We start from the raw sequence: 23,751 nt of genomic DNA, 5'->3' as shown, positions 1-23,751 counted from the left end.
CTTCATAAAGCGCGGTCGGTTGAGAGCGAAACGACTCTGTTGCGCGTGGGCGCCATCGGCTTCGGATGCGGGTCGACGCAAGCACGCCGCTGAAATGAAAACGCCCGGCACGGGCCGGGCGTTTGGATTGCATGTCGGCCTCGGCCGCTTGAAGCCTCAGTCCGCGACGGCGGGCGGCGGCGTGAGGCCGAGGCGGCGCGGCACCACCGCGAGCTTGGCGCCGATCGCCCGCCAGAAGGCGACCTGGTTGAAGCGCGAGGGCTCGAAGGCGCCGATGAGAGCGGCGGCCACGAAGGGCAGGCTCTGCACCATCAGCGCGATGCCGTAGAGGTTGATCTCGCGGATGTGGCGCCAATCGTTCTTGGTGAGCGCCACGCCCGGCCAGTTGTTCAGCACCAGAAGCGCGATGCCGGCCAGCAGCAGCAGGCCGCCCAGCGTCGCCTCCGGCAGGGCCGGGAAGGACCGGGCCGCGCCGGCCAGCCAGTTGTTGCCCTTGGCGGTGCGGGCGAAGGCGAGGTCCTTGTAGCGGAAGCCGTCGAGCACCGCCTTGGCCACCGTGTACTGCACCGCGCTCGCCGCCACCGCCGCGCCCAGCATGCGCAGGGGCGTGGTCTCCACCCGCAGCCGGTAGAGGCTGACGAAGTGCATGAGGTAGACGAGGAAGGTGATCAGGATCGGCAGCGTCAGCACATGGGCCGGCACCGATACGCCGAACAGCAGCACGAAGGGCACGAAGGCCAGCGAGGCGATGGCCATGACGGCGCCCACCGATTCCGAGCCGAGCCAGGAAATCCAGCCGAGCACGAAGTGGCGCTTCTGGGCCGTGGTCAGGCGCGAGCGGTTGGGCAGGAACTTGCGCCAGTGCTTCTTGATGATCTGGAAGCCGCCGTAGGCCCAGCGGTGACGCTGCTTCTTGAAGGACTCGAACGAGTCGGGCAGCAGGCCGTAGCCGTAGCGCTTGCGGGTATAATGGGTCTTCCAGCCGTTCTCGGCGATGGTGAGGCCGAGGTCGGTATCCTCGCAGATGGTGTCGGACGACCAGTTGCCGGCCTCCAGCATGGCGGCGCGGCGGATGAGGCACATGGTGCCGTGCACCACGATGGCGTCGTCCTCGTTGCGCTGGACCATGCCGATGTCGAAGAAGCCGGCATATTCGGCGTTCATGGCCTCGTGCAGCAGGCTGCGGTCGGCGTCGCGATGGTCCTGCGGCGCCTGGACGAGGCCCACGGTGGGGTCGTCGAACACCGGCACCAGCTCCTTCAGCCAGTCGGGCGTCACCACATAGTCCGCATCGATCACGCCGATGATCTCGGCGTCCGGGGCGGTGGCATCAAGGGCGATGCGCAGGGCGCCGGCCTTGAAGCCCGCCACCTTCTCCGCATTGATGAACTTGAAGCGCTCGCCCAGCGTCGCGCAATGGGCGCGCACCGGCTCGACCATCGCCGGGTCGGGCGTGTTGTTGACGATGATGATGGCCTCGAAATTGGGATATTCGAGCGCCGCCAGGGCATCGATGGTCTGCTTCAGCATCTCCGGCGGCTCGCGATAGGCGGGCACGTGGATGGAGACCTTGGGGAAGCGCGTGGGCACCGCGGGCACGACGGCTTTCTGCGCGTCGATCAGGCGGCGCGGGCCGCTGCCGAAGGCGATCGCCGCCATTTCCTCGATGCGGTAGAGCAGCACGAAGACCAGAGGCACCAGCATCACCACGCTCAGGGCGAGGGTGACGTAGTCGCCGCCGGTGACATAGTGGTTGAGCCAATAGTCCACCACCAGCGCCAGCCAGGCCGCGACGCCGTTGGCAGCGCCGGCCAGCACCAGGCCCTGCGACATGGTGAGCTCGCGCATGCGCAGCAGCGGCAGGGTGAACAGCACGCCGAGCAGCAGCGCCAGGATGGTGGTCTGGTTGTAGGTGTGGTCGTAGATCGGGCCGCTAAGCGGGAATTTCAGGTCGCGGTCGGCGTCGAACACGCCCCAGTACTGGCCCACCGAGCCTTCGTTCTGCTTCTTGGGCAGGTCGAAGGCCTCGATGATGTTGTATTCGATGCCGAGCGCGTCGGCGCGCGCCACGAAATCGCGGATGATCATGGCCTGGGCCAGCGGATCGGGCACGGAAGCGCCGCGGTTGTAGCCGTGCGAGGGCCAGCCGAACTCGCCGATCACGATGCGCTTGCCGGGATAGGCGGCGCGCAGCCGGTTGTAGGCGTTGATGGTGAAATCGACCACCTTGTCCGCCGGCACGTCCTCCCAGTAGGGCAGGATGTGGGCGTAGATGAAGTCCACCGAGGAGGCGACCTCCGGATGGTCGAGCCAGGTGTTCCAGATTTCGCCGGTGGTCACCGGCACGTTCACCTGCCGCTTCACCCGGCGGATGGTCTCGGCCAGCTCGGCGTCGGTCAGGTCGGCGCGCAGCAGGGTCTCGTTGCCGACCACCACGGCCTCGACGTTGCGGTTCTCGCGCGCGATCTTGACGGCGCTCTCGATCTCGCGGTCGTTGCCGTCTTTGACGGGAACCATCTCGCCGGTCTTCTTGTCCCGCACCAGGACGGGCTCGCCCGTCTTCGGGTCGGTCTGCTTGTTGAGCCAGGCGCCGACGGTCACCCGGATGCCCTGCTCGCCGGCGATGGGGGCGATCAGTTCCTTGCCGTTGGTGGAGGAATAGGTGCGCACGCCGCGCGAGTAGGGCGCCACCACCTGGATGTCGGAGCGGATCTGCGCCGCATTGGTGGGCGCTTCGCCCTCCGGGCTCATGTCCCGGCCGAAGGGGGCAAAGGACAGGCTGTGGAACCGGTCCGTGATGTTCGGCGCGCTGACCTCGGGCCGCATGGAAATCCACATTGCGGCGTGGATCGAGGTCACAACCGCAATGACCGCTGCCGCAGCAGCAAGACCGGGACGCATGGCGATGCCCACCCTAGAGGGGAATTGGAACCTTGAACGCCAGCAGAGGGCGAAGGGTTCCGGGAAACGGCTTCGGGGCACCCTTTCGACCTGCCCCCGCGGTCGGCAACGCAGCCTTGACGATCACTTTACGCTGCACTGCGTCGAGACACTAACATGCTCACTGTTGGAGATAAATCCCGATCGTGGCGCCGCTGGGACGCCGTTGCGTCAACGCCATGATCGGGCTGTGATCTTATTGTTGCGCGGGTGCCGGGGCGGCGGGCTGCGGGGCCGCCGCGACATAATCCGGATTGACCCAGCACTGCTGCACCCGCCCGCCGAGACGCTCCTGTGCCTTGGGATCGATGTTGCCCTGCCGCACCAGGCAGCGGAAGGTGAGCTTGAGATGCTCGGTGGGGCAGCCGAACTGCTGGTACATTTCGAGATGGCGGCGCGCGGTGTCGATGTCGTCGCGCCACAGCAGTGCGGCGATCCGCCGCCCGGTCCAGACGCATTCCGGCAGGCCGGCGGTTCCCGGCAGCTTGGCCGCCTCGCTGAACTCCTCCACCGAGCGGCGCTGGGCTTCGGCGGCGGCTTTCTGCTCCGGCGTCAGCTGCTCCGCGGCGGGCTTCTGATCGGCCGGCTGATTCTGGGCGGCGGCCGGCGAAAGGCAGGCGAAGACGATGGCGGCCGCGAGGAGCGGAAGTCGAAAGCGTTGCATGAGGGCCATTTTCTCAGAGGAACGCGGAGAGGACCGCGGCGACACGTTAGGAGAAGGGCGTGAATTTGTCAGCATGACGGCGCCGCGGATGTTGCGGTGCCGTTGCGGCGCCCGCGGCCGCGGGAAGGCTTCACACCGCCGGTGCAAGGCTCTATGTGGCGGCGGGGTCCCTCGTCTCGTCTGGAGTTTCGATGCCTTCCTCCGTGCGGCTGCCCGTGGTGCTCGCGCTCGTGGTGGCCGGCCTCATCGCCGGCCTCTGGACCCTGCTCGGACGGCCCGTGGCCATGCCGCCCTCGCCGCTGGCGCAGGGCGAGAAGCTGCCGTGCGTGTCCTATGCCCCGTTCCGCGACGGCCAGTCGCCGTTCCAGAAGGGGCTGGTCATATCGGAAGCCCAGATCGACGAGGATTTCGCCAGCCTCGCCAAGATTTCGGCCTGCGTGCGCACCTATTCCATCGAGATGGGGCTCGACAAGGCGCCGGCCATCGCCCGCAAACATGGCCTCACCATGCTGCTCGGCATCTGGCTGGGGCCGGACGTGGACCGCAATCGCGTGGAACTCGACACCGGCATCCGCCTCGCCCAGGAAAACCAGGACGTGGTGAAGGCCGTGGTGGTGGGCAACGAGGTGCTGCTGCGCGGCGAGATGTCCGCTACCGAGCTCGCCAGCACCATCGCCGGCGTGAAGCGCCAGGTGGCCCCGGTCCCGGTCACCTATGCCGACGTGTGGGAGTTCTGGGAGCGCAACAAGGGCCTCACCGAGAACGTGGATTTCGTCACCATCCACATCCTGCCCTATTGGGAGGACCTGCCGGTCTCCGCCGCGGAGGCCGGCCCCCATGTGGACGAGATCCGCCAGCGCATGGCCGAGGCTTTCCCCGGCAAGGAAATCCTGATCGGCGAGACCGGCTGGCCCAGCGCCGGCCGCATGCGCGAGGAGGCGCTGCCGTCCCCCTCGAACCAGGCGCGGGTGATGCACGATGTGGTGGCGTTGGCCAAACGCCAAGGTTACCGCGTCAACGTCATCGAAGCCTTCGACCAGCCGTGGAAACGCCGCAGCGAGGGCACCGTGGGCGGCCACTGGGGCATTTTCGACGCCACCGCCCGCATGCCGAAATTCGCCTGGGGACAGCCGGTGGAGGATTTTCCCGGCTGGCGCATGCACATTGCCGTGGGCCTGGTGGTGGTGGCAGGGGTCTTCGCCAGCGCCTTTGCCGGGGGCCGCAGGCGCGAGGATCAACTTCAGACGCGGGACTGGCTGGCGGTGGCGGGAATTGCGTTGTTCGGGGGCGCGACCCTCGGCGCCGCCATTTCCGCCATGCCGCTGGAAAGCCTCGGCGTCTTCGGCTGGCTGCGCAACGGCCTGCTGCTGGCGGTCGCCGTGGCGGGCCTGGTGGTGATGCCGGCGGTGATCGGGCAGGGCCAGGGGCTGGCGCCGTTCTCGGTGGCCCTCGATGCCCGTCGCTGGGCGGTGTCCTCGGGTGCCGCCATCGCCGCCGCACTGATGGCGGCCCTCGCCACCGTGGCCGTGGGATCGGTGGCGTTCGAACTGCTATTTGACCCGCGCTACAAGGATTTTCCGGTGTTTCCTCTCACCGCCATCGTGGCGGCGGTCTGCGCGCCCATGCTGGTGCGCCGGGCCGACCGCGACGGGGCGGGCCTCGCCGAGGTCATCGCCACCTGGGGGCTGCTGGTGGCGGGCCTCTATGTGCCGCTCAACGAGACGCTCTCCAACTGGCAGGCCGCCTGGTTCGGCGCGCTCTGCCTCATCCTCGCCTTCACGCTGTGGCGGGTCCAGGCCGTGCAAAGGAAAGGATGAGCATCATCGCCGCCAGCGCGCCGGCCACCTCGTTGTGGAACACCAGCGCGAAGGCGGAGAACACCATGCCCACGCTGAAGGTGGCGAGGCCCGGCGCCATGAGCTGGATCAGCGCCACCACCAGCGCCACCGCGCCGAACACGTTCCACAGCGACAGCGCCAGCACCGCCGCGCGGCCATAGCAGCTGGCGCTTTCGAGCCCGGCCTCGCAGGCGAGGGAGACGAGCGTCGGTTCCACCACCATATAGCGCATGTAGAGCGCCCACCCCACGGCGCCCATGCCCAGCGGGATCAGCCAGTTGAGCGTGCGCGGGCCGGGGCGGAAGAGCGGGCGCTCGGAATAGGGGATGTTCGGCATTCACGGTCTCTTCAGCCGGCGGAACGGAGCATGCTCCTTATGAAATGGCGCGGGGCGGGTCCAGTGGCAAGGCGGGATGGATCAGGCGGGATGGCGTATCCGCCGGCGGCAGGGTAAGGGACGGCGCTTCGCCGAGGAGGGGTTAGAATGAGTGACCGGAGCCTGCTCGTCGTGGTTCTCGCGGCCGGGGAGGGCACGCGCATGGCCTCGCGGCTGCCGAAGGTGCTGCACAAGGTCGCCGGCCGCACCATGCTGCACCATGTGCTGGCCGCCACCCGCGCCGCCGGCGCCACCCGCACCGCCGTTGTGGTCGGCCCCGGCCGGGAGGATGTCGCCGCCGAGGTGCGCCGGATCGTGCCCGACGCGGAGGTGTTCGAGCAGACCGAGCGCCTGGGCACCGCCCATGCCGTCCTCGCCGCCCGCGCCGCGCTGGAGAAGGGCGCCGACGATGTGCTGGTGCTCTATGCCGACACGCCTTTGGTGCGGCCGGAAACCCTCGGCCTGTTGCGCGCGCCGCTCAAGGCCGGCGCGGCGGTGGCGGCCCTCGGCTTCGAACCAGCAGACCCCACCGGCTACGGCCGCCTCGTGACGCGGGGTGACGAACTGGTCGCCATCCGCGAGGAGAAGGACGCGAGCGCTGAGGAAAAGGCGGTTCGCTTCTGCAATGCCGGCTTGATGGCGCTGGCCGGCGCCCACGCCCTCGGCATTCTGGAGCGCATCGGCAATACCAATGCCAAGGGCGAATATTATCTCACCGACGCGGTGGAGATCGCCCGCGCGGCCGGGCTTTCGGCAGTGGCTGCCCGCGCGGATGCGGACGAGGTGGCCGGCGTCAACAGCCGGGTGCAGCTGGCCGAGGCGGAAGCCATCCTGCAACGCCGTCTGCGGCTTGCCGCCATGGCTGACGGTGCCACGCTGGTGGCTCCCGAGACCGTGTTCCTCTGCGCCGACACGGTGCTGGGCCGCGACGTGATCGTGGAGCCCCACGTGGTGTTCGGCCCCGGGGTGAGCATCGGCGACGATGTGGTCATCCACGCTTTCTGCCATCTGGAAGGTGCGCGGCTGGAATCGGGGGTCACCATCGGCCCCTATGCGCGGCTGCGGCCGGGCACCCAGCTCGATTCGGGGGTGCGCATCGGCAATTTCGTGGAGACCAAGGCGGCTCACATTGAAAGCGGCGCCAAGGTGAACCACCTGTCCTACGTGGGCGACGCCCATGTGGGGGCGGGCGCCAATCTCGGCGCCGGCACCATCACCTGCAACTACGACGGCTTCGGCAAGTACCGCACCGAGATCGGGGCAGGGGCCTTCATCGGCGTCAATTCGGCGCTGGTGGCGCCCGTGACCATCGGCAAGGGCGCCTTCGTCGGCACCGGCGCCGTCATCACTTCGGATGTGCCGGACGATGCCCTCGCCATCGCCCGCAGCCGGCAGGTGGTGAAGGAGGGCTGGGCGCGGGAGTTCCGCGCCGCGCGCGGCAAACCGAAGGGCTGAGCCTGTTCCTGAGACCTGTCCTGACAGAAAGCGAAAGCGGAAGTGATGCCGTCCGGGCTTGAGCGAACGGGCGGGAACGGTCCATTCAGCTTTGGAGTGGACCTTGGGGTTGGACCTTGGGGCCTAAGCGGGCGCCGACCTTTGGCGACCGGAACGAGCGGAGCTTTTGTGCATGTGCGGCATCGTCGGCATTCTCGGGAAGGGCGCTGTCGCGGATAAGGTGGTGGAGGCGCTCCGCCGCCTCGAATATCGCGGCTATGATTCCACCGGCATCGCGACCCTCGAAAACGGCCACCTGGAGGTGTGCCGGGCCGAAGGCAAGCTGAGGCACCTGGAAACCAAGCTCGACAAGTATCCGCTGAACGGCCATTCGGGCATCGGCCACACCCGCTGGGCCACCCACGGCAAGCCCTCCGAGCGCAACGCCCATCCCCACGGCACCAAGCGGGTGGCGGTGGTGCACAACGGCATCATCGAGAATTTCCGCGAGCTGAAGCAGGAGCTGGAAGCCCAGGGCGTCAGCTTCAAGAGCGATACCGACACCGAGATCGTCGCCCAGCTGGTGGACCGCGAACTGCTCGCCGGTCGCGATCCGGTGGCGGCGGTGGCGGCCGTGCTGCCGCGGCTGAAGGGCGCCTTCGCGCTGGCCTTCCTGTTCGACGGCAAGACCGACCTGCTGATCGGCGCCCGGCGCGGCTCGCCGCTGGCCATCGGCTACGGCAAGGGCGAGATGTTCCTGGGCTCGGACGCCATCGCGCTGGGCCCGTTCACGGACACCATCGCCTATCTGGAGGAGGGCGACTGGGCTGTGCTGACCCGCGAGGGCGTGGAAATCCGCGACGAGACCGGGCGGCTGGTGCAGCGCACCATCCAGAAGGTGCCCGCCGGCGCCATGCTGGTGGACAAGGGCAACCACCGCCACTTCATGGCGAAGGAGATCTACGAGCAGCCGGAGGTTATCTCCCACACCTTCGGCCATTATCTCGACCTTGCCGCCGAGACCGTGGCCCTGCCCGAGCTGCCGTTCGATCCCAAGGCGGTGACCAACATCTCCATCACCGCCTGCGGCACGGCGCTCTATGCTGGCGCGGTGGCGGAATACTGGTTCGAGCGGTTCGGCCGGGTCCCGGTCTCCACCGACATCGCCTCCGAATTCCGCTACCGCGAGACGCCGCTGACGCCGGACGGCATCACTATCGTCATCTCCCAGTCGGGCGAGACGGCGGATACTCTGGCCTCCCTGCGCTACGCCAAGGAGTGCGGGCAGAAGGTGGTGGCCGTGGTGAACGTGCCCACCTCCACCATCGCCCGCGAGGCGGACGTGGTGCTGCCCATCCTCGCCGGCCCGGAAATCGGCGTCGCCTCCACCAAGGCCTTCACCTGCCAGCTGGCGACGCTGGCCTGCCTCGCCGTGGCCTTCGGCCGGGCCAAGGGCGTGCTGGGCGAGGATGACGAGCACAAGTTGGTGCGCGCCTTCATGGAAGTGCCGCGCCTGATGACCGAGGCGTTGAAGCTCTCCCCGGAAATCGAGGTGCTCGCCCGCACCCTCGCCAAGGCGCGGGACGTGCTCTATCTCGGCCGCGGCACCAACTACCCGCTGGCCCTCGAAGGGGCGCTCAAGCTCAAGGAAATCTCCTACATCCACGCCGAAGGCTATGCCGGCGGCGAGCTGAAGCACGGCCCCATCGCCCTCATCGACGAGAAGATGCCCGTGGTGGTCATCGCCCCCCACGACCGCATCTTCGACAAGACCGTCTCCAACATGGAAGAGGTGGCGGCGCGCGGCGGCCGGATCATCCTCGTCACCGACCCCCTGGGCGCGGCGGCGGTGGACGTGGGGGCGGTGCAGAAGCTGATCCTGCCGGAGATGCCCTCCACCGTGTGCCCCATGGTCTATTCCATCCCGGTGCAGCTGATCGCCTATCACACGGCGGTCATCATGGGCACGGACGTGGACCAGCCGCGCAACCTCGCCAAGTCGGTGACGGTGGAGTAGGGGACGGGGCGAAAGGCTACCGGTTCGGCCGGCTCGCCACGAATACGGCGAGGGCGATAAACATCACGCCCAGCACCGCCAGCACCGGCACCGGCGCGCCGAAATACCACGAGCCGGTGAAGGTGCCGACGAAGCTCGACAGGGCGAACAGCTTCACCAGAGGCGGGATGGCGCCGGTGTCGCGCCAGCGCACCACGCCGGGACCAAGCCAGCGGTGGTTCAACAGCCAGGCCTCGAAGCGCGGCGAGGAGCGGGTGAAGCACCAGGCGGCGAGGATCAGGAACACCGTTCCCGGCAGCATGGGCACCACCATGCCGATGGCACCGATGACCAGAAAGACGATGCCGGCGGCAAACAGCAGCTTCTGGTAGATGGCCGCGCGAGACCAGCGGCGCGCCGCCATCCGCTCGCTTTCCGACCGATGCGGGAGGCCAGCGGGCGGCCGAACGCCGGAGGTGTCTGGATCAGGCATCATGGCCGGACCATGGCCCCTCATCCCGCCGAGAGCAAGCGCATGGCGGCATCCCGCTCGGCCAGGTGCAGCAGGGTGTGGAGCGGGCCGGATTGAGGTGCCGCAAGGTCAGGATCGCCCCTGACGCATTGGGCCGCGGCGGCCCGGGCTTCCTCCACCTCGCCGGAATGGAACTCGAGGCGCGCGGTGCGGAAGCCCGGCATGCCGCTTTGCCTTGTGCCGAGCACGTCGCCTTCTCCGCGCAGGCGCAGATCCTCTTCGGCGAGGCGGAAGCCGTCCTGGCTCTCGCGCAGGATGGCGAGGCGCGCCTTCGCCGTCTCGCCCAGCGGCGCGCGATAGAGCAGGAGGCAGACGGAGGGCTTGTCGCCGCGCCCCACCCGTCCGCGCAGCTGGTGGAGCTGGGCGAGGCCGAAGCGCTCCGCGTGCTCGATCACCATCACCGTGGCCTCGGGCACGTTCACCCCCACCTCGATGACGGTGGTGGCCACCAGAAGCCGGGTCTCGCCTGACGCGAAGCGGGCCATGGCCTCGTCCTTGGCCGCCCCGGACATGCGGCCGTGCACCAGCCCCACCTTGTCGCCGAAGATGGATTTCAGCACCTCGAAGCGCTCGGTGGCGGCGGCGAGGTCCGAGGTGTCGGTCTCCTCCACCAGCGGGCAGATCCAGTAGGCGCGGGCGCCGGAGGACAGGGCCCGGCCGGCCGCCGCCACCACCTCGTCCAGCCGGTCGAGGGGGATGGCGCGGGTGTCGATGGCCTGCCGGCCCGGCGGCTTCTCGCGCAGCTCGCTCGAATCCATGTCGCCGAACAGGGTGAGGACGAGGGTGCGCGGGATGGGGGTGGCAGTCATCACCAGCATGTCCACCGCCTCCCCCTTGCGGGCGAGGGTCAGGCGCTGCTCCACGCCGAAGCGGTGCTGCTCGTCCACCACCACGAGGGCGAGGTCGCGGAAGATCACGTCGTCCTGGATCAGGGCATGGGTGCCGATCACAATGTCGGTGCGGCCATGCTGCAGCTCGGTGAGTACCGCTGTGCGGGCGCGCCCCTTCTCCCGCCCGGTGAGGATGCTGACGGACAGGCCCGCCGCCTCGGCTAGAGGCGCGATGGTCTCGTGGTGCTGGCGGGCGAGGATTTCCGTGGGCGCCATCAGGGCGGTCTGGCGGCCGGCCTCGGCCACGGTGGCGGCGGCCATCAGCGCCACCACGGTCTTGCCAGAGCCCACGTCGCCCTGCAGCAGGCGCAGCATGCGGGTGTCGGCGGCCAGATCCGCACGGATGGCCGCCACCGCCTGCTCCTGCCCAGCCGTGAGGCGGAAGGGCAGGGCGGCGATGAGCCGGGCAGAGATGTGCCCGTCGCCCACGGTGGCGCGGCCGCCGGCCTTTTCCTCCTGCGCGCGCAGCAGGGCGAGGGTGATCTGGTGGGCGAACAATTCGTCGAAGGCGAGCCGCCGCCACGGTGCGCCGGCCGGGGTCGCCTCCTGGGGATTGGTCGGCCGGTGCACGCGGGCAAGGGCCTCCTTGAAGGCGGGCCAGCCGTGTTCGGCAAGGAGGTCCTGAGGGATCCATTCGGGAAGCTCGGGCACGCGCTGGAGCGCGGCCTCCATGGCGCGGCGCACATGGCCGGCGGCGAGGCCCTCCACCAGCGGGTAGACCTGCTCCACCGCCGGCAGCCGGGCGAGGCCCGCCGCATCGAGGATACGGTCGGGATGGGTCATCTGCCGCATGCCGTCATAAAGCGAGATGCGGCCGCACAGCCAGCGAGTCTGTCCCACGGGCAGCATGTGTTCGAGGCGCGCCGGGTCCATCTTGAAATGCACCAGCACCATGTCGCCGGAGGCATCCGACACATAGGTGCGGTGGGGCGCGCGGCTGCCGGGGGGCGGGGATTGGTGGGCGTCCACCCGCACCTCCAGCGTCACGTCGGTCTCGGGGATGGCCTCGGCGATGGTGGGGCGGGCGCGCCGGTCCACGAAGCCGGACGGCATGTGGAACAACAGGTCGAGGACGCGCGGCATCTCCCGGCCCAGCAGCCGGCCATAGGGCCGCGCCAGCTTGGGGCCGATGCCGGGCAGGCTGGTGAGCGGCGCGAACAAAGGGAGGAGGGCATCCGGGCGCATGGCGGCGGAAGGTGTCCTGTTCGCCCGCGCGGCGCAAGCGGCTCCTGGTGCGCTTCAACTGGAGGTCACAAGCGTTCTCCTATATCTATCAATATCTAACCCGCACGGATGAGTGTCCCGCATGAGCACCGGCGAAGGCGAAGGCGAACAGGCGGAGCGCATGGCCTTCATCCTCGGCCTGCGCCAGAGGGGGATTCGCGACGTGGGCGTGCTGCGCGCCATGGAGCTGGTTCCGCGCGCCCTGTTCGTGGACCCCGCATTGCGTCGGCACGCCTATGACGACGTGGCCCTGCCCATCGCCTGCGGCCAGACCATGTCCCAGCCCAGCCTCGTCGCCGCCATGACCGAGGCCCTGTCGCTGACCGCCGACCATTCGGTGCTGGAGGTGGGAACGGGGTCTGGCTACCATGCCGCCGTGCTTTCCCACCTCGCCGCGCGGGTGGTTACGGTGGATCGCTACCGTTCTTTGGTAGCGGAGGCGCAGGCGCGGTTCGAGGTGCTGGGCCTGCGCAATGTCACGGCCTATGTGGGCGACGGCACTCAGGGCATGCCCGCCCGCGCGCCCTTCGATCGCATCCTGGTGACGGCGGCGGCGCCCGACATTCCCTTGCCGCTGATCGACCAGCTCAAGTTCGGCGGCGTCATCGTGATGCCGCTGGGCGCGCCGGAAGAGATCCAGACCCTGGTGCGCTACGTGAAGGAGCAGTCCGGGCGCACGCGCACCGAGCTTATGAAGGTGCGTTTTGTGCCGCTCATTCCGGGTGCCGCGGCCACACTTTAACGCAAAGCGCCATGCCGGCGCCCCATTACTCCCGTCTTAGGCTGCAGTGCGGTTGCCGCCCGGGGTCCGCTCGGCTATCGAACCTTAATGTTTCGTTTCGGGGGATGAAGAACGTGGCGGTTGTCGTGTCGCGCCGTGTGTGGCGGGTACTGGCGTGCGCGGTCCTGCTCGGTTCCCTTTCGGGCTGCGGGGGTCGGCCGGCCGGCGTGCTCATCCCGGTACCGGACAGCGTGCCCGGCACCTCCCGCGTCAACATGGTGGTCGCCACCGTCCGCGAACGCGCCGACGGACCGGACATCTTCAACGGCGAGCGCGCGCGCAAGTCGAGCTTCGCCGAGGTCACCGTCTCCATCCCGCCGGCCCGCAAGGAGGGCGACGTGCAGTGGCCGCGGTCCGTTCCTGGCAACCCGGCCACCGACTTTGTCACCACCCAGCTTGACGAGCTGACCCAGGAGCAGGCCATCACGTGGTTCAACGCGCGCATCCGCCGCACGCCGAACCGGCAGGCGCTGGTGTTCGTCCACGGCTTCAACCAGCGCTTCGATGACGCGGTGTTCCGCTTCGCCCAGATCGTCCACGATTCCAACGCCCCGGTGACGCCGGTGCTGTTCACCTGGCCGTCGCGCGGCAGCCTGCTCGCCTATGGCTATGACCGGGAGAGCACCTCGGTTTCGCGCGATGCCCTCGAACGGCTGCTCACCTTCATGGCGAAGGACCCCAACGTGGGTGAGATTTCCATCCTCGCCCACTCCATGGGCAATGTGGTGACGCTGGAAGCGCTGCGGCAGATGGCCATCCGCAACGGCCGCATCCTGCCGAAGATCAAATATGTGATGCTCGCCGCCCCTGACGTGGACGTGGACGTGTTCGCGGCCTTCTTCAACGAGATCGGCCCCAACCGGCCCGCCTTCACCTTGTTTGTCTCGCAGGACGACAAGGCGCTGGCCGTGTCCAAACGGGTGTGGGGCGATATGCCGCGTGTGGGCGCGGTCAATCCGGAGCTGGAGCCCTATCGCTCCGAGTTCGAGCGCAACAACATCAACGTCATCGACCTCACCAAGCTGAAGACCGACGACGCCCTCGCCCATGGCAAGTTCGCCGCGAGCCCCGAGGTGGTGCAGGCCATCGGCGCCCGCCTTGCCGAGGGCCAGGCCATGACGGATTCCCGCGTGGGCGTCGGCGAGCACATCATCCAGATGACCTCGGGCGCCGCCTCCACCGTGGGTACGGCCGCGGGCCTCGTCATCGCCGCGCCGGTGGCGGTGCTGGACGAGAACACCCGCAACCAATACGGCCAGCACGTGAAACAGCTCGGCCATTCCGTGACCGATACCGCCGCCAGCGGCACCCATGCGGTGACCGCCCCGGCCGCACGCTGATCGGGTGCTGCGCACGAGCCGGTGGACGTTCGCCGGCCGGTGTTGCTTCCCGGCAACGGGTCGGGTGAAACGTCGGCGGCCATCCGCTCGCGTGGGCCGACTTAAGCCGCCGTTTACGCCTGGGACCCTTAAGTGACGCATGTATTTCGTTGCGTGCGAGTTCGGTCACATGCGTATTTCCAGCGAGACTCACGGGCGTAATGTCTTCGCGCGACTGGCGCTGATCGGGCTTGTGTCCGGTACGGTTGCCGGATGCAGTTCGGACTCGACCCGGTTCCTGACGGATGGCTTCACGGCTCCCCCCCAGCAGCAGGCGAACGCCGGCTACGGCGGCGGCTATCCAGGCCAGCAAGGGGCGCAGCAGGGGGGCGGTGATGTCACCGGCTCCCTCGGCGCCGCGCCCTCGGGCCGTGTGGATGCTGTCGCGTTGCCCCCGCCCGGACAGGGTGGCCCGGGCACGCAGCCGTCCTCCTATGCCTCCTCCGGCGCGACCCAGCCGCTTTATGGCGCGCAGGGCTATGGTGCCGCGGCGGTGGCTCCGGTGACCGCCTCCGCCCGTCCGGCGGTGCCGGGAACCCATGTGGTGGTGGGTGGCGAGACGCTGGCCTCCGTTGCCCGCATGTATGGCGTCGCCCCGGCGGCCCTCGGTGCGGCCAACAATATTGCTCCGGGCCATACGGTGCGGACCGGCCAGACGCTGGTCATCCCCCCCGGCGGCAACGGTGCGTCACAGGCCCATGCGGCCCAGGCTGCGGCCCAGCCGGCCCTCGCTGCGAAGCCGCCGCAGGTGGCGGCCGCGCCCCAAACCCTGACTGTGCCCGGCAAGCCCGCCAGCCAGCCGGCGACGGTCGCCGCCAAGCCGCTGACGACCGCGCCGGTCCTGTCCCAGAACCTGGCGCCGCCTGCGGCCGCACCCAAGCTCGCGGCGGCCCCGACCCAGGCGGCGGCCAAGTCGGCGGTGGCCAAGTCGGCGGCGCCCGAGCCCAAGGTGGAAACCGCCGCCAAGGTCTCGCCTGTCGCCGATGCCGACGATGCGCCCCGCGCCTCCGGCTCCGGTCCCCAGTTCCGCGCTCCGGTGCGCGGCCGGGTCATCGCCTCCTTCGGTCCCAAGCCGGGTGGCGCCCATAATGACGGCGTGAACTTCGCCGTGCCCGAAGGCACCGGCGTGCGCTCGGCCGAAGACGGCACGGTGGCCTATGCGGGCAACGAGCTGAAGGGCTATGGCAACCTCGTGCTGGTGAAGCATGCGGATGGCTACGTCACCGCCTATGCCCACAACAGCGAGCTGAACGTGAAGCGCGGCGACACCGTGCGGCGCGGCCAGATCATCGCCAAGGCGGGCCAGAGCGGCAACGTCAACTCGCCGCAGCTGCACTTCGAGATCCGCAAGGGCTCCACCGCGGTGGACCCGAGCCGCTACGTGGCCGGCCTCTGAGCCGACCTGAAATTCCTGCGATCACGGCCGGGCTTGCCCGGCCGTTTTCATGTCCGGTGTCCGGTTGCCGACCTGGACGGACGGGGAGGCGCGTGGTGCCGGCGCGTCGTCCCGAGCTTGACGGCGCTTCCCCCCGCTTATAGGCCCAGCATATGACCTCCCGCGCCTTCATCGCCGGCTGCGCCGGTCCGCACCTGACCCCAGACGAGCGCGCCTTCTTCGCGGATGCCGCGCCGTGGGGCTTCATCCTGTTCGCGCGCAACGTGGAAACGCCGGACCAGGTCCGCGCCCTGGTTGCGGATTTGCGCGCCGCGGTGGGCTGGCAGGCGCCGGTGCTGATCGACCAGGAAGGCGGGCGGGTGCAGCGCCTGAGGCCGCCCCACTGGCCGGACTATCCGCCGGCCGAGCCGTTCGGCGCGCTCTACCTGAATAATCCCGCGGCGGCGCTGGAGGCGGTGCGGCTCAATTCCCGCGCCATCGCCGCCGACCTTTACGCCCTCGGTATCGACGTGGACTGCCTGCCCTGCGCCGACCTGCGCCACCCGGACGGGCACGGTATCATCGGCAACCGGGCCTATGGCACCGCGCCCGAGCCGGTGGCCGCGCTCGCCCGCGCGGCGGCGGTGGGGCTGCTGGAAGGCGGCGTGCTGCCGGTGCTCAAGCACATTCCCGGCCATGGCCGCGCCCCGGCCGACAGCCACGAGCGGCTTCCGGTGGTCACCGCCCCCCGTGCCGAGCTGGAGGCAGCGGACTTCGCCGCCTTCCGGCTGCTGGCCGACCTGCCCCTCGGCATGACCGCCCACGTGGTCTATGCGGATATCGATCCGGAGCGGCCCGCCACCACCTCGCCGAAGGTGATGGACGAGGTGATCCGGGGAAGCATCGGATTTACCGGCCTGCTCATGAGCGACGACCTTTCCATGGGTGCGCTCGCCGGCGACATGGCGACCCGCGGGCGCGACGCGCTCGCCGCCGGCTGCGACCTGCTGCTCCACTGCAACGGCCGCCTGGACGAGATGATCATCGTGGCCAGCGTGTCGCCCCTGCTCGCCGGTGTCGCGAAGGAGCGGGCGGAGCGCGCCCTCGCCCTGCGCCGGACGCCGGCGGAGGTAGACGCCGCGGCGCTGCGGGAGAGCGTGGCGGCGCACATCCGGCAGGTCGCCTGACCATGGCGGGCGAGGTCGCACCGGACCCCTTCGAGGCTGGCGCCGACCGCGTCGAGGCCGGGTCCGGCGAGGCCTTCATGGTGGATGTGGACGGCTTCGAGGGGCCCCTCGACCTGCTGCTGGCCCTCGCCCGCACCCAGAAAGTGGACCTGACCCGCATCTCCATCCTGGCGCTGGCGGACCAGTATCTCACCTTCATCGAGGACGCGCGGCGCGGCCGGCTGGAACTCGCCGCCGACTATCTGGTGATGGCGGCCTGGCTCGCCTACCTGAAATCCCGCCTGCTGCTGCCGGCCCCGCCGCAGGAGGACGGGCCGAGCGCGGAGGAACTGGCCGCTGCCTTCACCCGGCGCCTGCGGCACCTGGAGCGCATCCGCAAGGCGGCGCAAGAGCTGATGGCGCGTCCCCAGTTCGGCCGGGACATGTTCGCCCGCGCCGTGCCCCCCGCCTCGGGAGAGCCGCTTTATACCGTCTGGACCGCCACCCTGTATGATCTCCTGTCCGCCTATGCCCGCCAGCGGCAGACCCAGGTGCTGTCCCACGTCACCCTCAAGACGCGGGCGGTGTGGTCGCTGGCCGAGGCGCGGGCGCGGCTGGAACGGCTCTTGGGCGCGGACGCCGTGGGTGAATGGATGCGGCTCGACCAATTCCTGCTAGATTACATGACAGAGCCCGAGCAGCGGGCCACAGCGCTCGCGTCGAGCTTTTCGGCCAGCCTCGAGATGGTGCGCGAAGGGATGCTGGACATCCGGCAGGATGCCCCCTTCGCCCCCCTGTGGCTGCGGTCGCGCCCGGCGGAGCCCGTTTTGCCGCTCGAGACCTTGCCGCTCGAGATCTTGCCGTGTGAGGCGCCGCATCCGGCGTCCGGAGAGGAGACATGAACCGGCCCGCACCGCGCATCGACCTGTTCGACGTGCGTCCGGAGGACGAGCGCGCCTTTGCGTTCGCGCGCGACCTGCGTGTGATCGAGGCGCTGCTCTTCACCTCCTCCGGGCCGGTGGATGCGCGCGCGCTCAAGCCGCATCTGTCCAAGGAGGCCGACCTCGCCGCGCTCATGGAGACGCTGACCGCCGAATATGCCCGGCGCGGCGTCAACATCATGAAGGCCGCCGGCGGGTGGATGCTGGGCACCGCGCCCGATCTTGCCCGGGTGGTGGCCGGTCCCGTTCCCGAAGCGCGCAAGCTGTCGCGTGCCGCTGTCGAGGTGCTGGCCATCGTCGCCTATCACCAGCCGGTGACGCGGGCGGAGATCGAGGAAATCCGCGGCGTCTCCACCTCCAAGGGCACGCTGGACGTGCTGCTGGAGAGCGGTTGGGTGCGCCTGCGCGGCCGCCGCAAGGCGCCCGGCCGTCCGGTGACCTACGGCACCACGCCGGCCTTCCTGGTCCAGTTCGGCCTCGATGCGGTGCAGGACCTGCCGGGCCTCGACGAGATGAAGGGGGCCGGCCTCATCGACGGGCGCCTGGCGGCGGGCTTCGCCATGCCGCTGCCATCCGATGATCCGTCCCTGAGGGAGGACGAGGAGGCGCTGGAGCCCGAAGCCCTCGACTTCACCCTTTCCCCACCCCCGGACGAGGACTATTCGGACACGCCCGACGAGGCCTGAGAGGAAGAGTTCCGGTGCTGATCGACGACATCGTGGAGACCAACCCCGTGCGCAGCCGCACGCCCGCAGCCATCGCCAAGGGCCTCGCCTTCGATGCCGTGGAACTCGCCTATGGCGGCGTGCCGGCGGTGAAGGGCGTGAGCCTTGCCGTGACGCCGGGGGAGGTGCTGTGCCTGCTCGGCCAGTCAGGCTGCGGCAAGACCTCGCTGCTGCGCCTCGCCGCCGGCATCGAGCGGCCGGACCGGGGCCGCATCCTCATCGATGGCGAGCCGGTGGCCGGGCAGGGCGCCTTCGTGCCGCCGGAGCGGCGGGGCGTGGGGCTGGTGTTCCAGGACTATGCGCTGTTCCCCCACCTCACCAATCTGGAAAACGTGCTGTTCGGCCTCGGCGGCCTGAAGCGGGCGGAGGCCGAGCGGGAGGCCCGACTGGCGCTGGCGCGCGTCGACCTCGCCGACCTCGCCGACGCCTATCCCCATGAACTGTCCGGCGGCCAGCAGCAGCGCGTCGCGCTCGCCCGTGCCATGGCGCCGCGTCCGGGCATCCTGCTGCTCGACGAGCCGTTCTCCGGCCTCGACAAGCGGCTGCGCGACCAGGTCCGCGCCGACACGCTGGCGGTGCTGCGCGACGCCAGGGCCACCGCCATCATCGTCACCCACGACCCGGAAGAGGCCATGCGGCTGGCCGACCGCATCGCGCTGCTGCGCAAGGGCGAACTGGTGCAGCTCGGCCCGCCGGCGGAGCTGTACCGCCGGCCGGCGGACCTCGGCGTCGCCCGTTTCTTCTGCGAGCTGAACGAGATGGAGGCTTTCGCACTGGACGGGCAGGTGGACACGCCGCTGGGCCGCTTCGCCGCCCCCGCAGGACTGCGCGAGGGCGCGGTGGTGGTGGCGGTGCGGCCGCAGGGCATCGCGCTCGCGCCCGCCGGCACCGGTATCGCGGGCCGGGTGGTGGAGCGGCGCTTCCTCGGTGAACTCGATCTCGTGGAAGTGATCACCGACGGGCTCGACCGCCCGCTCCTGATCCGCCTGCGGGATGCGGGCGCCGTGGGCAGGGGCGACGAGGTGGGGCTTGTGGTTGACCCCGGGGACGTCCTTGTTTTCGCCGCGGGCGGGGCCTAGTGTCGCCGTCCGAGAAATCCCGTGCGCGAAAATCGCGTCGGGCGCGCTGCGGCGCGAAGAGCTTCCTTGGAGGACGTTAAATGGGTTCGCTGAGCATCTGGCACTGGATCGTGGTGCTGGCCGTGGTGCTCCTCCTGTTCGGTCGTGGTAAGATCTCCGATCTCATGGGCGACGTGGCGAAGGGCATCAAGTCCTTCAAGAAGGGCCTGGCGGAGGACGACGAACCGGCGAAGACCCCGGCCGCCCCGCCTGAGGCGCCGCGCCCCCTCCCGCACCAGACATCGAGCGCCGCCGAGGCCGAGAAGAAGCCCGTCTGACGACGGGCTCCCTTTAACCCTTGAGGAGGGCGGCGGCGGGTCCGCCGGGTTCAGGCGCTCATGTTCGAAATCGGCTGGTCCGAGCTGATGTTGATCGGCATTGTCGCGCTGATCGTCATCGGCCCTAAAGAGTTGCCTTCGGTGCTGCGCACCGTCGGCCGCACCATCACCAAGGTGCGCCGCATGGCCGGCGAATTCCAGGGCCAGTTCCAGGAGGCCCTGCGGGAGGCCGACCTTGCGGACATGCGCAAGGAAATCTCCGACGTCACCGAGAGCGCCCGCTCCACGCTGGCGACCTCCGAGATGTTCGACCCGCTGCGCTCCATCCGCGAGGAAATCCGCAGCACGGTGGAGGGCGGCAATCCGCCGCCCAAAGTTCCCGAGATTCCGGCCCCCGAGGCGCCGGCCGTGGACGCCGCTTCGGCGCCACTGGAGTTGCCTGCCGCTGCTCCCGAAGCAGCCCCCGATCCCATGGCCGCGATCCGCGACGAAATCCGCCGCATGGTGGAGGTCGGCTCGCCGCCCGCCGGCCCGCTTGCGGCCGAACCCGTTTCCGCCGAACCCTTTTCTGCCCCCGTTGCCGGCGAGACCAAGAGCGCGTCATGAGCGACGAGGACGAAATCGACGCCTCCAAGGCCCCGCTCATCGAGCATCTGATCGAACTGCGGTCGCGGCTCATCAAGTCGCTGATCGCGTTCCTCATCGCCTTCTTCGTCTGCTTCATGTTCGCCAAGCAGATCTACAACATCCTGCTGTGGCCCTATGAGTTTGCCTCCGGCTTCGCGCCGGGCATCAAGCTCATCTACACGGCGCCGCAGGAATTCTTGTTCACCCAGATCAAGCTCGGCATGTTCGGGGCGGCGTTCATCTCCTTCCCGGTGGTGGCGACGCAGGTCTACATGTTCGTGGCGCCGGGCCTCTACAAGCACGAGAAGAACGCCTTCCGGCCCTATCTGGTGGCGACCCCCATCTGCTTCCTCATCGGCGCGGCCTTCGTCTATTTCGTCGCCATGCCGTTGGCCATGACCTACTTTCTGGGCATGCAGCAGACCGGCGGCGACGGGAAGGCGGAAATCTCACTCTTGCCGCGCGTGTCGGAATATCTCTCCCTCATCACCACGCTCATCCTCGCCTTCGGCATCTGCTTCCAGCTTCCGGTGATCCTGACCCTGCTCGGGCAGATCGGGGTGGTGACGCAGGACATGCTGAAGAAGACCCGCCGCTACGCCATCGTCGGCGTGTTCATCGCGGCCGCCGTGCTCACCCCGCCGGATGTGATCAGCCAGCTCTCCCTTGCCCTGCCGACGCTGCTTCTCTACGAGGTGTCGGTCTATCTGGTGGGCATCGTCGAGAGGCGGCGGCTGGCGGCAGAGGCGGCGCGGGACGCGGCCGACGCCGCCGCAAGCTGAACGCGGCGACGGGGCCTTTTCCGGATCATTGGGAATTTTATTCGGGCCTGGCGCTCCCTCTCCGCCGTCATGCCCCGGCTTGACCGGGGCATCCATCGTGCCGCCGCGCGCCGGCATCGACGGACGCGTGGATCCCCCGGTCAAGCCGGGGGATGACGGTGGAGGGGACTGTGCGCCGGCCCATAGAGGCCCTTGGGGCCAAGGCGGAGCCTTGCCATGCACGACATCAAATGGATCCGGGACGAGCCGGAAGGGCTTATCAATGCGCTGGCGCGGCGCGGCAACGGATCGCAGGAGGCGCGGCGGCATGCCGAGGCGCTGGTGGCCAAGCTGCGCGGCCTTGATGAAGAGCATCGTGCCACGCTGACCCAGCTGGAAACCCTGCTCGCCCGCCGCAATGCCGCCTCCAAGGAGATCGGCCAGGCCAAGGCCAGGAAGGACGAGACGGCTGCTTCTGCTCTTATGGCAGAGGTGACCAAGATCAAGACGGAAATTTTCTCCCTGGAAGATCGGGTTCGGCAAATCGTCGAAGAACTGCACCGTCAGCTCTCGTCGATCCCCAACGCCCCGCTCGCCGAGGTGCAGCAGGGCGCAGACGAGCACGACAATGAGGTGCGCTGGGTCCATGAACCCGAGAAGGGGCGAGACTATAGCTGGGGTGCCAAGCAGCACTTTGAGATTGGCGAAGCCCTCGGTCAGATGGATTTCGAGACCGCCGCCAAGCTCTCCGGCGCCCGCTTCGTGGTGAACAAGGGCCCGCTCGCCCGGCTGGAGCGCGCGCTGGGGCAGTTCTTCCTCGATACGCATACGGCGCCCGAGCAGGATGGTATCGGCGGTTACATGGAAGTGAACCCGCCGTTGCTGGTGCGGGACGATGCCATGTTTGGGACGGCGCAGCTGCCGAAGTTTCGAGAAGATCAGTTTTTAGCACGTGCTCCCATTGGCCCCGGCCTTCTTTTTGACAACTGGTCTGAGGAGGTGAAAACAAATCCCGAAGGGATAGCGCGTTTGGCCCTCGCCGAACTGGCTGGTCTGGGAATTGAAGAACAAAGTGTATTGGGTGGTGATCGTCACGCTTTCGCGATGACTGATTTTGTCAAATTCCGAGAGGCAATCTCCAAGCCTCTCTGGCTCATCCCCACCGCCGAAGTCCCCCTCACCAACCTCGTCCGCGAGTCCATCCTCTCCGAGGAAGAGCTGCCCCTGCGCCTCACCGCCTGCACCCCCTGCTTCCGGGCCGAGGCGGGTGCGGCGGGGCGCGATACAAGGGGCATGATCCGCCAGCACCAGTTCACCAAGGTGGAGTTGGTCTCCATCACCACGCCGGAGAAGTCGGGCGAGGAGCACGAGCGCATGCTCGCCTGCGCCGAGGCGGTGCTGAAGAAGCTGGACCTGCATTATCGCGTGGTCACCCTGTGCACCGGCGACATGGGCTTTGCCTCGCAGAAGACCTACGACATCGAGGTCTGGCTGCCGGGGCAGGGGGCGTTCCGCGAAATCTCCTCCTGCTCCGTGTGCGGCGATTTCCAGGCCCGGCGCATGAATGCCCGCTATCGCCCCGCCGAGGGGAAAGGCCCGCGCTTCGTGCATACGCTCAACGGCTCGGGCGTGGCGGTGGGCCGCGCGCTGGTGGCGGTGCTGGAAACCTACCAGCAGGTGAACGGCGCCGTCGAAGTTCCGAACGCACTGCTGCCCTATATGGGCGGGCTGAAGACCATCGAGAAGCTGAAGTAGAAGATACGCTCCCTCTCCCCTTGCGGGAGAGGGCCGGGGTGAGGGGTGGCACTGGCGATCCGGAATCGAGAGCCGGCACACAGGCCCGTCCCACACCCCTCACCCGGCTCGCGGCTGGGCCGCGAGCCACCCTCTCCCGCAAGGGGAGAGGGGCCACCCCCTTGCGGAAATGGTCCCATGCGCATCCTGGTCACCAATGACGACGGCATCCACGCTTTGGGCCTTGAGGCCTGCGTCCGCATCGCCCGGAGCTTCACCGACGACGTGTGGGTGGTGGCGCCCGAGTTCGACCAGTCCGGCGTCGCCCACTCCCTGTCGCTCAGCGATCCCCTGCGCCTGCGGCAGGTGGAGGAACGCCGCTTCGCGGTGAAGGGCACGCCCACGGACTGCGTGATCATGGCGGTGCGCCACATCCTGGCCGACAACCCGCCGGACCTCGTGCTCTCCGGCGTCAACCGGGGCCAGAACATCGCCGAGGACGTGAGCTATTCCGGCACCGTGGCCGGCGCCATCGAGGGCACCATCCTCGGCATTCCCTCCATCGCCCTGTCGCAGGCGTTCGGCATCAAGACCCGCGAAAACCCCAACTATATCACCGCCGAGACCCACGCCCCCAAGATCATCCGCACCCTCCTGGGCGAGGGCATCCCCCCCGGCATCGTGATGAACGTGAACTTCCCGGACCGCGCGCCGGACGACATCGCCGGCATCGCCGCCACCTTTCAGGGCAAGCGCGACCAGCGCCTCATGCGCATCGACGAGCGGCGCGACGGGCGGGGCCATTCCTATTACTGGATCGCCTTCGAACGCCGGATCTTCGAGACCTCCCCCGGCTCCGACCTGCGGGCACTGGACGAAGGCCGCATCTCCGTCACCCCCCTGCGCCTCGACATGACCGACGAGCCGCAGATGACGCGGCTCGCCCTGCTGTTCGACGCCAAGTAGAGCGGG

At 68.8% G+C, this 23,751-nt stretch carries 20 protein-coding genes; 15 read left to right on the top strand and 5 right to left on the bottom strand.

What is annotated here, in order from left to right; genetic code table 11:
• Nucleotides 1–156: 156 nt before the first annotated feature.
• Together V5F48_RS07895 and V5F48_RS07890 are read right to left on the bottom strand one after the other, a co-directional pair.
• Complete coding sequence (locus V5F48_RS07895; protein ID WP_394258253.1) at nt 157–2,901, bottom strand: glycosyltransferase; 2,745 nt, start codon at nt 2,899–2,901, stop codon at nt 157–159.
• Between the two features lie 235 nt (nt 2,902–3,136).
• On the bottom strand, nt 3,137–3,604 hold the full coding sequence (locus V5F48_RS07890) for a hypothetical protein (protein ID WP_394258252.1): 468 nt from the start codon (nt 3,602–3,604) through the stop codon (nt 3,137–3,139).
• A gap of 191 nt (nt 3,605–3,795) precedes the next feature.
• Here V5F48_RS07890 and V5F48_RS07885 point away from each other — a divergent pair, with 191 nt between their 5' ends.
• The gene (locus V5F48_RS07885) at nt 3,796–5,421 is read left to right on the top strand and encodes a glycoside hydrolase family 17 protein (RefSeq protein WP_394258251.1); all 1,626 of its coding nucleotides are present in this window, start codon (nt 3,796–3,798) and stop codon (nt 5,419–5,421) included.
• Here the strand turns inward: V5F48_RS07885 and V5F48_RS07880 are convergent.
• A complete protein-coding gene (locus V5F48_RS07880) occupies nt 5,381–5,779 on the bottom strand; it encodes a hypothetical protein (RefSeq protein WP_394108786.1) in 399 nt (132 codons plus the stop codon). The genes V5F48_RS07885 and V5F48_RS07880 overlap by 41 nt on opposite strands.
• A gap of 147 nt (nt 5,780–5,926) precedes the next feature.
• Between V5F48_RS07880 and glmU the strand changes: the two genes are divergently transcribed.
• Together glmU and glmS are read left to right on the top strand one after the other, a co-directional pair.
• Nucleotides 5,927–7,273: a bifunctional UDP-N-acetylglucosamine diphosphorylase/glucosamine-1-phosphate N-acetyltransferase GlmU gene (gene glmU, locus V5F48_RS07875; protein WP_394258250.1), complete on the top strand. Its 1,347-nt coding sequence runs from the start codon at nt 5,927–5,929 to the stop codon at nt 7,271–7,273.
• Between the two features lie 172 nt (nt 7,274–7,445).
• Nucleotides 7,446–9,269, top strand: a complete 1,824-nt coding sequence (gene glmS / locus V5F48_RS07870; RefSeq protein WP_394258249.1) for a glutamine--fructose-6-phosphate transaminase (isomerizing) — start codon at nt 7,446–7,448, stop codon at nt 9,267–9,269.
• A gap of 16 nt (nt 9,270–9,285) precedes the next feature.
• Here glmS and V5F48_RS07865 read toward each other — a convergent pair whose 3' ends face one another.
• Both V5F48_RS07865 and recG read right to left on the bottom strand, forming a co-directional pair.
• The gene (locus V5F48_RS07865; protein ID WP_394258248.1) at nt 9,286–9,672 is read right to left on the bottom strand and encodes a YbaN family protein; all 387 of its coding nucleotides are present in this window, start codon (nt 9,670–9,672) and stop codon (nt 9,286–9,288) included.
• Between the two features lie 89 nt (nt 9,673–9,761).
• The gene (recG, locus tag V5F48_RS07860; protein ID WP_394258247.1) at nt 9,762–11,855 is read right to left on the bottom strand and encodes an ATP-dependent DNA helicase RecG; all 2,094 of its coding nucleotides are present in this window, start codon (nt 11,853–11,855) and stop codon (nt 9,762–9,764) included.
• A gap of 121 nt (nt 11,856–11,976) precedes the next feature.
• On the opposite strand from recG, the gene V5F48_RS07855 reads away from it, so the two are divergent.
• The 12 genes from V5F48_RS07855 (at nt 11,977) to surE (ending at nt 23,745) form a co-directional block, all read left to right on the top strand.
• Nucleotides 11,977–12,636, top strand: a complete 660-nt coding sequence (locus tag V5F48_RS07855; protein ID WP_394108781.1) for a protein-L-isoaspartate(D-aspartate) O-methyltransferase — start codon at nt 11,977–11,979, stop codon at nt 12,634–12,636.
• 104 nt (nt 12,637–12,740) lie between these two features.
• Nucleotides 12,741–14,015, top strand: coding sequence for an alpha/beta hydrolase (locus V5F48_RS07850; RefSeq protein WP_394258246.1), 1,275 nt, complete (start codon nt 12,741–12,743; stop codon nt 14,013–14,015).
• A 169-nt stretch (nt 14,016–14,184) separates the two neighbouring features.
• Entirely contained in the window at nt 14,185–15,450 is a 1,266-nt protein-coding gene (locus tag V5F48_RS07845) for a peptidoglycan DD-metalloendopeptidase family protein (protein WP_394258245.1), read from the top strand.
• Nucleotides 15,451–15,602: 152 nt separating this feature from the next.
• The gene (nagZ, locus tag V5F48_RS07840; RefSeq protein ID WP_394258244.1) at nt 15,603–16,616 is read left to right on the top strand and encodes a beta-N-acetylhexosaminidase; all 1,014 of its coding nucleotides are present in this window, start codon (nt 15,603–15,605) and stop codon (nt 16,614–16,616) included.
• Between the two features lie 2 nt (nt 16,617–16,618).
• Nucleotides 16,619–17,497: a segregation and condensation protein A gene (locus V5F48_RS07835; protein ID WP_394258243.1), complete on the top strand. Its 879-nt coding sequence runs from the start codon at nt 16,619–16,621 to the stop codon at nt 17,495–17,497.
• Nucleotides 17,494–18,222: an SMC-Scp complex subunit ScpB gene (gene scpB / locus V5F48_RS07830; protein ID WP_394258242.1), complete on the top strand. Its 729-nt coding sequence runs from the start codon at nt 17,494–17,496 to the stop codon at nt 18,220–18,222. The genes V5F48_RS07835 and scpB overlap by 4 nt, the downstream gene beginning before the upstream one ends.
• Nucleotides 18,223–18,242: 20 nt before the next feature.
• Entirely contained in the window at nt 18,243–19,340 is a 1,098-nt protein-coding gene (locus tag V5F48_RS07825; protein WP_394258281.1) for an ABC transporter ATP-binding protein, read from the top strand.
• An 80-nt stretch (nt 19,341–19,420) separates the two neighbouring features.
• A complete protein-coding gene (locus V5F48_RS07820) occupies nt 19,421–19,657 on the top strand; it encodes a twin-arginine translocase TatA/TatE family subunit (RefSeq protein ID WP_012116377.1) in 237 nt (78 codons plus the stop codon).
• 60 nt (nt 19,658–19,717) lie between these two features.
• Nucleotides 19,718–20,263: a Sec-independent protein translocase protein TatB gene (tatB, locus tag V5F48_RS07815; RefSeq protein ID WP_394258241.1), complete on the top strand. Its 546-nt coding sequence runs from the start codon at nt 19,718–19,720 to the stop codon at nt 20,261–20,263.
• Entirely contained in the window at nt 20,260–21,066 is an 807-nt protein-coding gene (gene tatC, locus V5F48_RS07810; RefSeq protein ID WP_394258240.1) for a twin-arginine translocase subunit TatC, read from the top strand. The genes tatB and tatC overlap by 4 nt, the downstream gene beginning before the upstream one ends.
• A gap of 216 nt (nt 21,067–21,282) precedes the next feature.
• Nucleotides 21,283–22,800: a serine--tRNA ligase gene (gene serS / locus V5F48_RS07805; RefSeq protein ID WP_394258239.1), complete on the top strand. Its 1,518-nt coding sequence runs from the start codon at nt 21,283–21,285 to the stop codon at nt 22,798–22,800.
• 177 nt (nt 22,801–22,977) lie between these two features.
• Nucleotides 22,978–23,745: a 5'/3'-nucleotidase SurE gene (surE, locus tag V5F48_RS07800; protein WP_394108772.1), complete on the top strand. Its 768-nt coding sequence runs from the start codon at nt 22,978–22,980 to the stop codon at nt 23,743–23,745.
• Nucleotides 23,746–23,751: the final 6 nt, after the last annotated feature.

The organism is Xanthobacter autotrophicus ATCC 700552 (genome assembly GCF_043194565.1).
Lineage (GTDB): Bacteria > Pseudomonadota > Alphaproteobacteria > Rhizobiales > Xanthobacteraceae > Xanthobacter > Xanthobacter autotrophicus_F.
This window is presented reverse-complemented; position numbering and strand designations above follow the sequence as displayed.

Bases quoted from the DNA above. Each gene is read 5' to 3' on its own strand.
- surE (WP_394108772.1), top strand. From the start codon at position 22,978: ATGCGCATCCTGGTCACCAATGACGACGGCATCCACGCTTTGGGCCTT.
- nagZ (WP_394258244.1), top strand. From the start codon at position 15,603: ATGACCTCCCGCGCCTTCATCGCCGGCTGCGCCGGTCCGCACCTGACC.
- recG (WP_394258247.1), bottom strand. From the start codon at position 11,855: ATGCGCCCGGATGCCCTCCTCCCTTTGTTCGCGCCGCTCACCAGCCTG.
- V5F48_RS07835 (WP_394258243.1), top strand. From the start codon at position 16,619: ATGGCGGGCGAGGTCGCACCGGACCCCTTCGAGGCTGGCGCCGACCGC.
- V5F48_RS07885 (WP_394258251.1), top strand. From the start codon at position 3,796: ATGCCTTCCTCCGTGCGGCTGCCCGTGGTGCTCGCGCTCGTGGTGGCC.
- glmS (WP_394258249.1), top strand. From the start codon at position 7,446: ATGTGCGGCATCGTCGGCATTCTCGGGAAGGGCGCTGTCGCGGATAAG.
- V5F48_RS07895 (WP_394258253.1), bottom strand. From the start codon at position 2,901: ATGCGTCCCGGTCTTGCTGCTGCGGCAGCGGTCATTGCGGTTGTGACC.
- V5F48_RS07855 (WP_394108781.1), top strand. From the start codon at position 11,977: ATGAGCACCGGCGAAGGCGAAGGCGAACAGGCGGAGCGCATGGCCTTC.
- V5F48_RS07850 (WP_394258246.1), top strand. From the start codon at position 12,741: ATGAAGAACGTGGCGGTTGTCGTGTCGCGCCGTGTGTGGCGGGTACTG.
- scpB (WP_394258242.1), top strand. From the start codon at position 17,494: ATGAACCGGCCCGCACCGCGCATCGACCTGTTCGACGTGCGTCCGGAG.
- V5F48_RS07890 (WP_394258252.1), bottom strand. From the start codon at position 3,604: ATGCAACGCTTTCGACTTCCGCTCCTCGCGGCCGCCATCGTCTTCGCC.
- V5F48_RS07845 (WP_394258245.1), top strand. From the start codon at position 14,185: ATGCGTATTTCCAGCGAGACTCACGGGCGTAATGTCTTCGCGCGACTG.
- tatC (WP_394258240.1), top strand. From the start codon at position 20,260: ATGAGCGACGAGGACGAAATCGACGCCTCCAAGGCCCCGCTCATCGAG.
- V5F48_RS07865 (WP_394258248.1), bottom strand. From the start codon at position 9,672: ATGGCGGCGCGCCGCTGGTCTCGCGCGGCCATCTACCAGAAGCTGCTG.
- glmU (WP_394258250.1), top strand. From the start codon at position 5,927: ATGAGTGACCGGAGCCTGCTCGTCGTGGTTCTCGCGGCCGGGGAGGGC.
- tatB (WP_394258241.1), top strand. From the start codon at position 19,718: ATGTTCGAAATCGGCTGGTCCGAGCTGATGTTGATCGGCATTGTCGCG.
- V5F48_RS07880 (WP_394108786.1), bottom strand. From the start codon at position 5,779: ATGCCGAACATCCCCTATTCCGAGCGCCCGCTCTTCCGCCCCGGCCCG.
- V5F48_RS07820 (WP_012116377.1), top strand. From the start codon at position 19,421: ATGGGTTCGCTGAGCATCTGGCACTGGATCGTGGTGCTGGCCGTGGTG.
- serS (WP_394258239.1), top strand. From the start codon at position 21,283: ATGCACGACATCAAATGGATCCGGGACGAGCCGGAAGGGCTTATCAAT.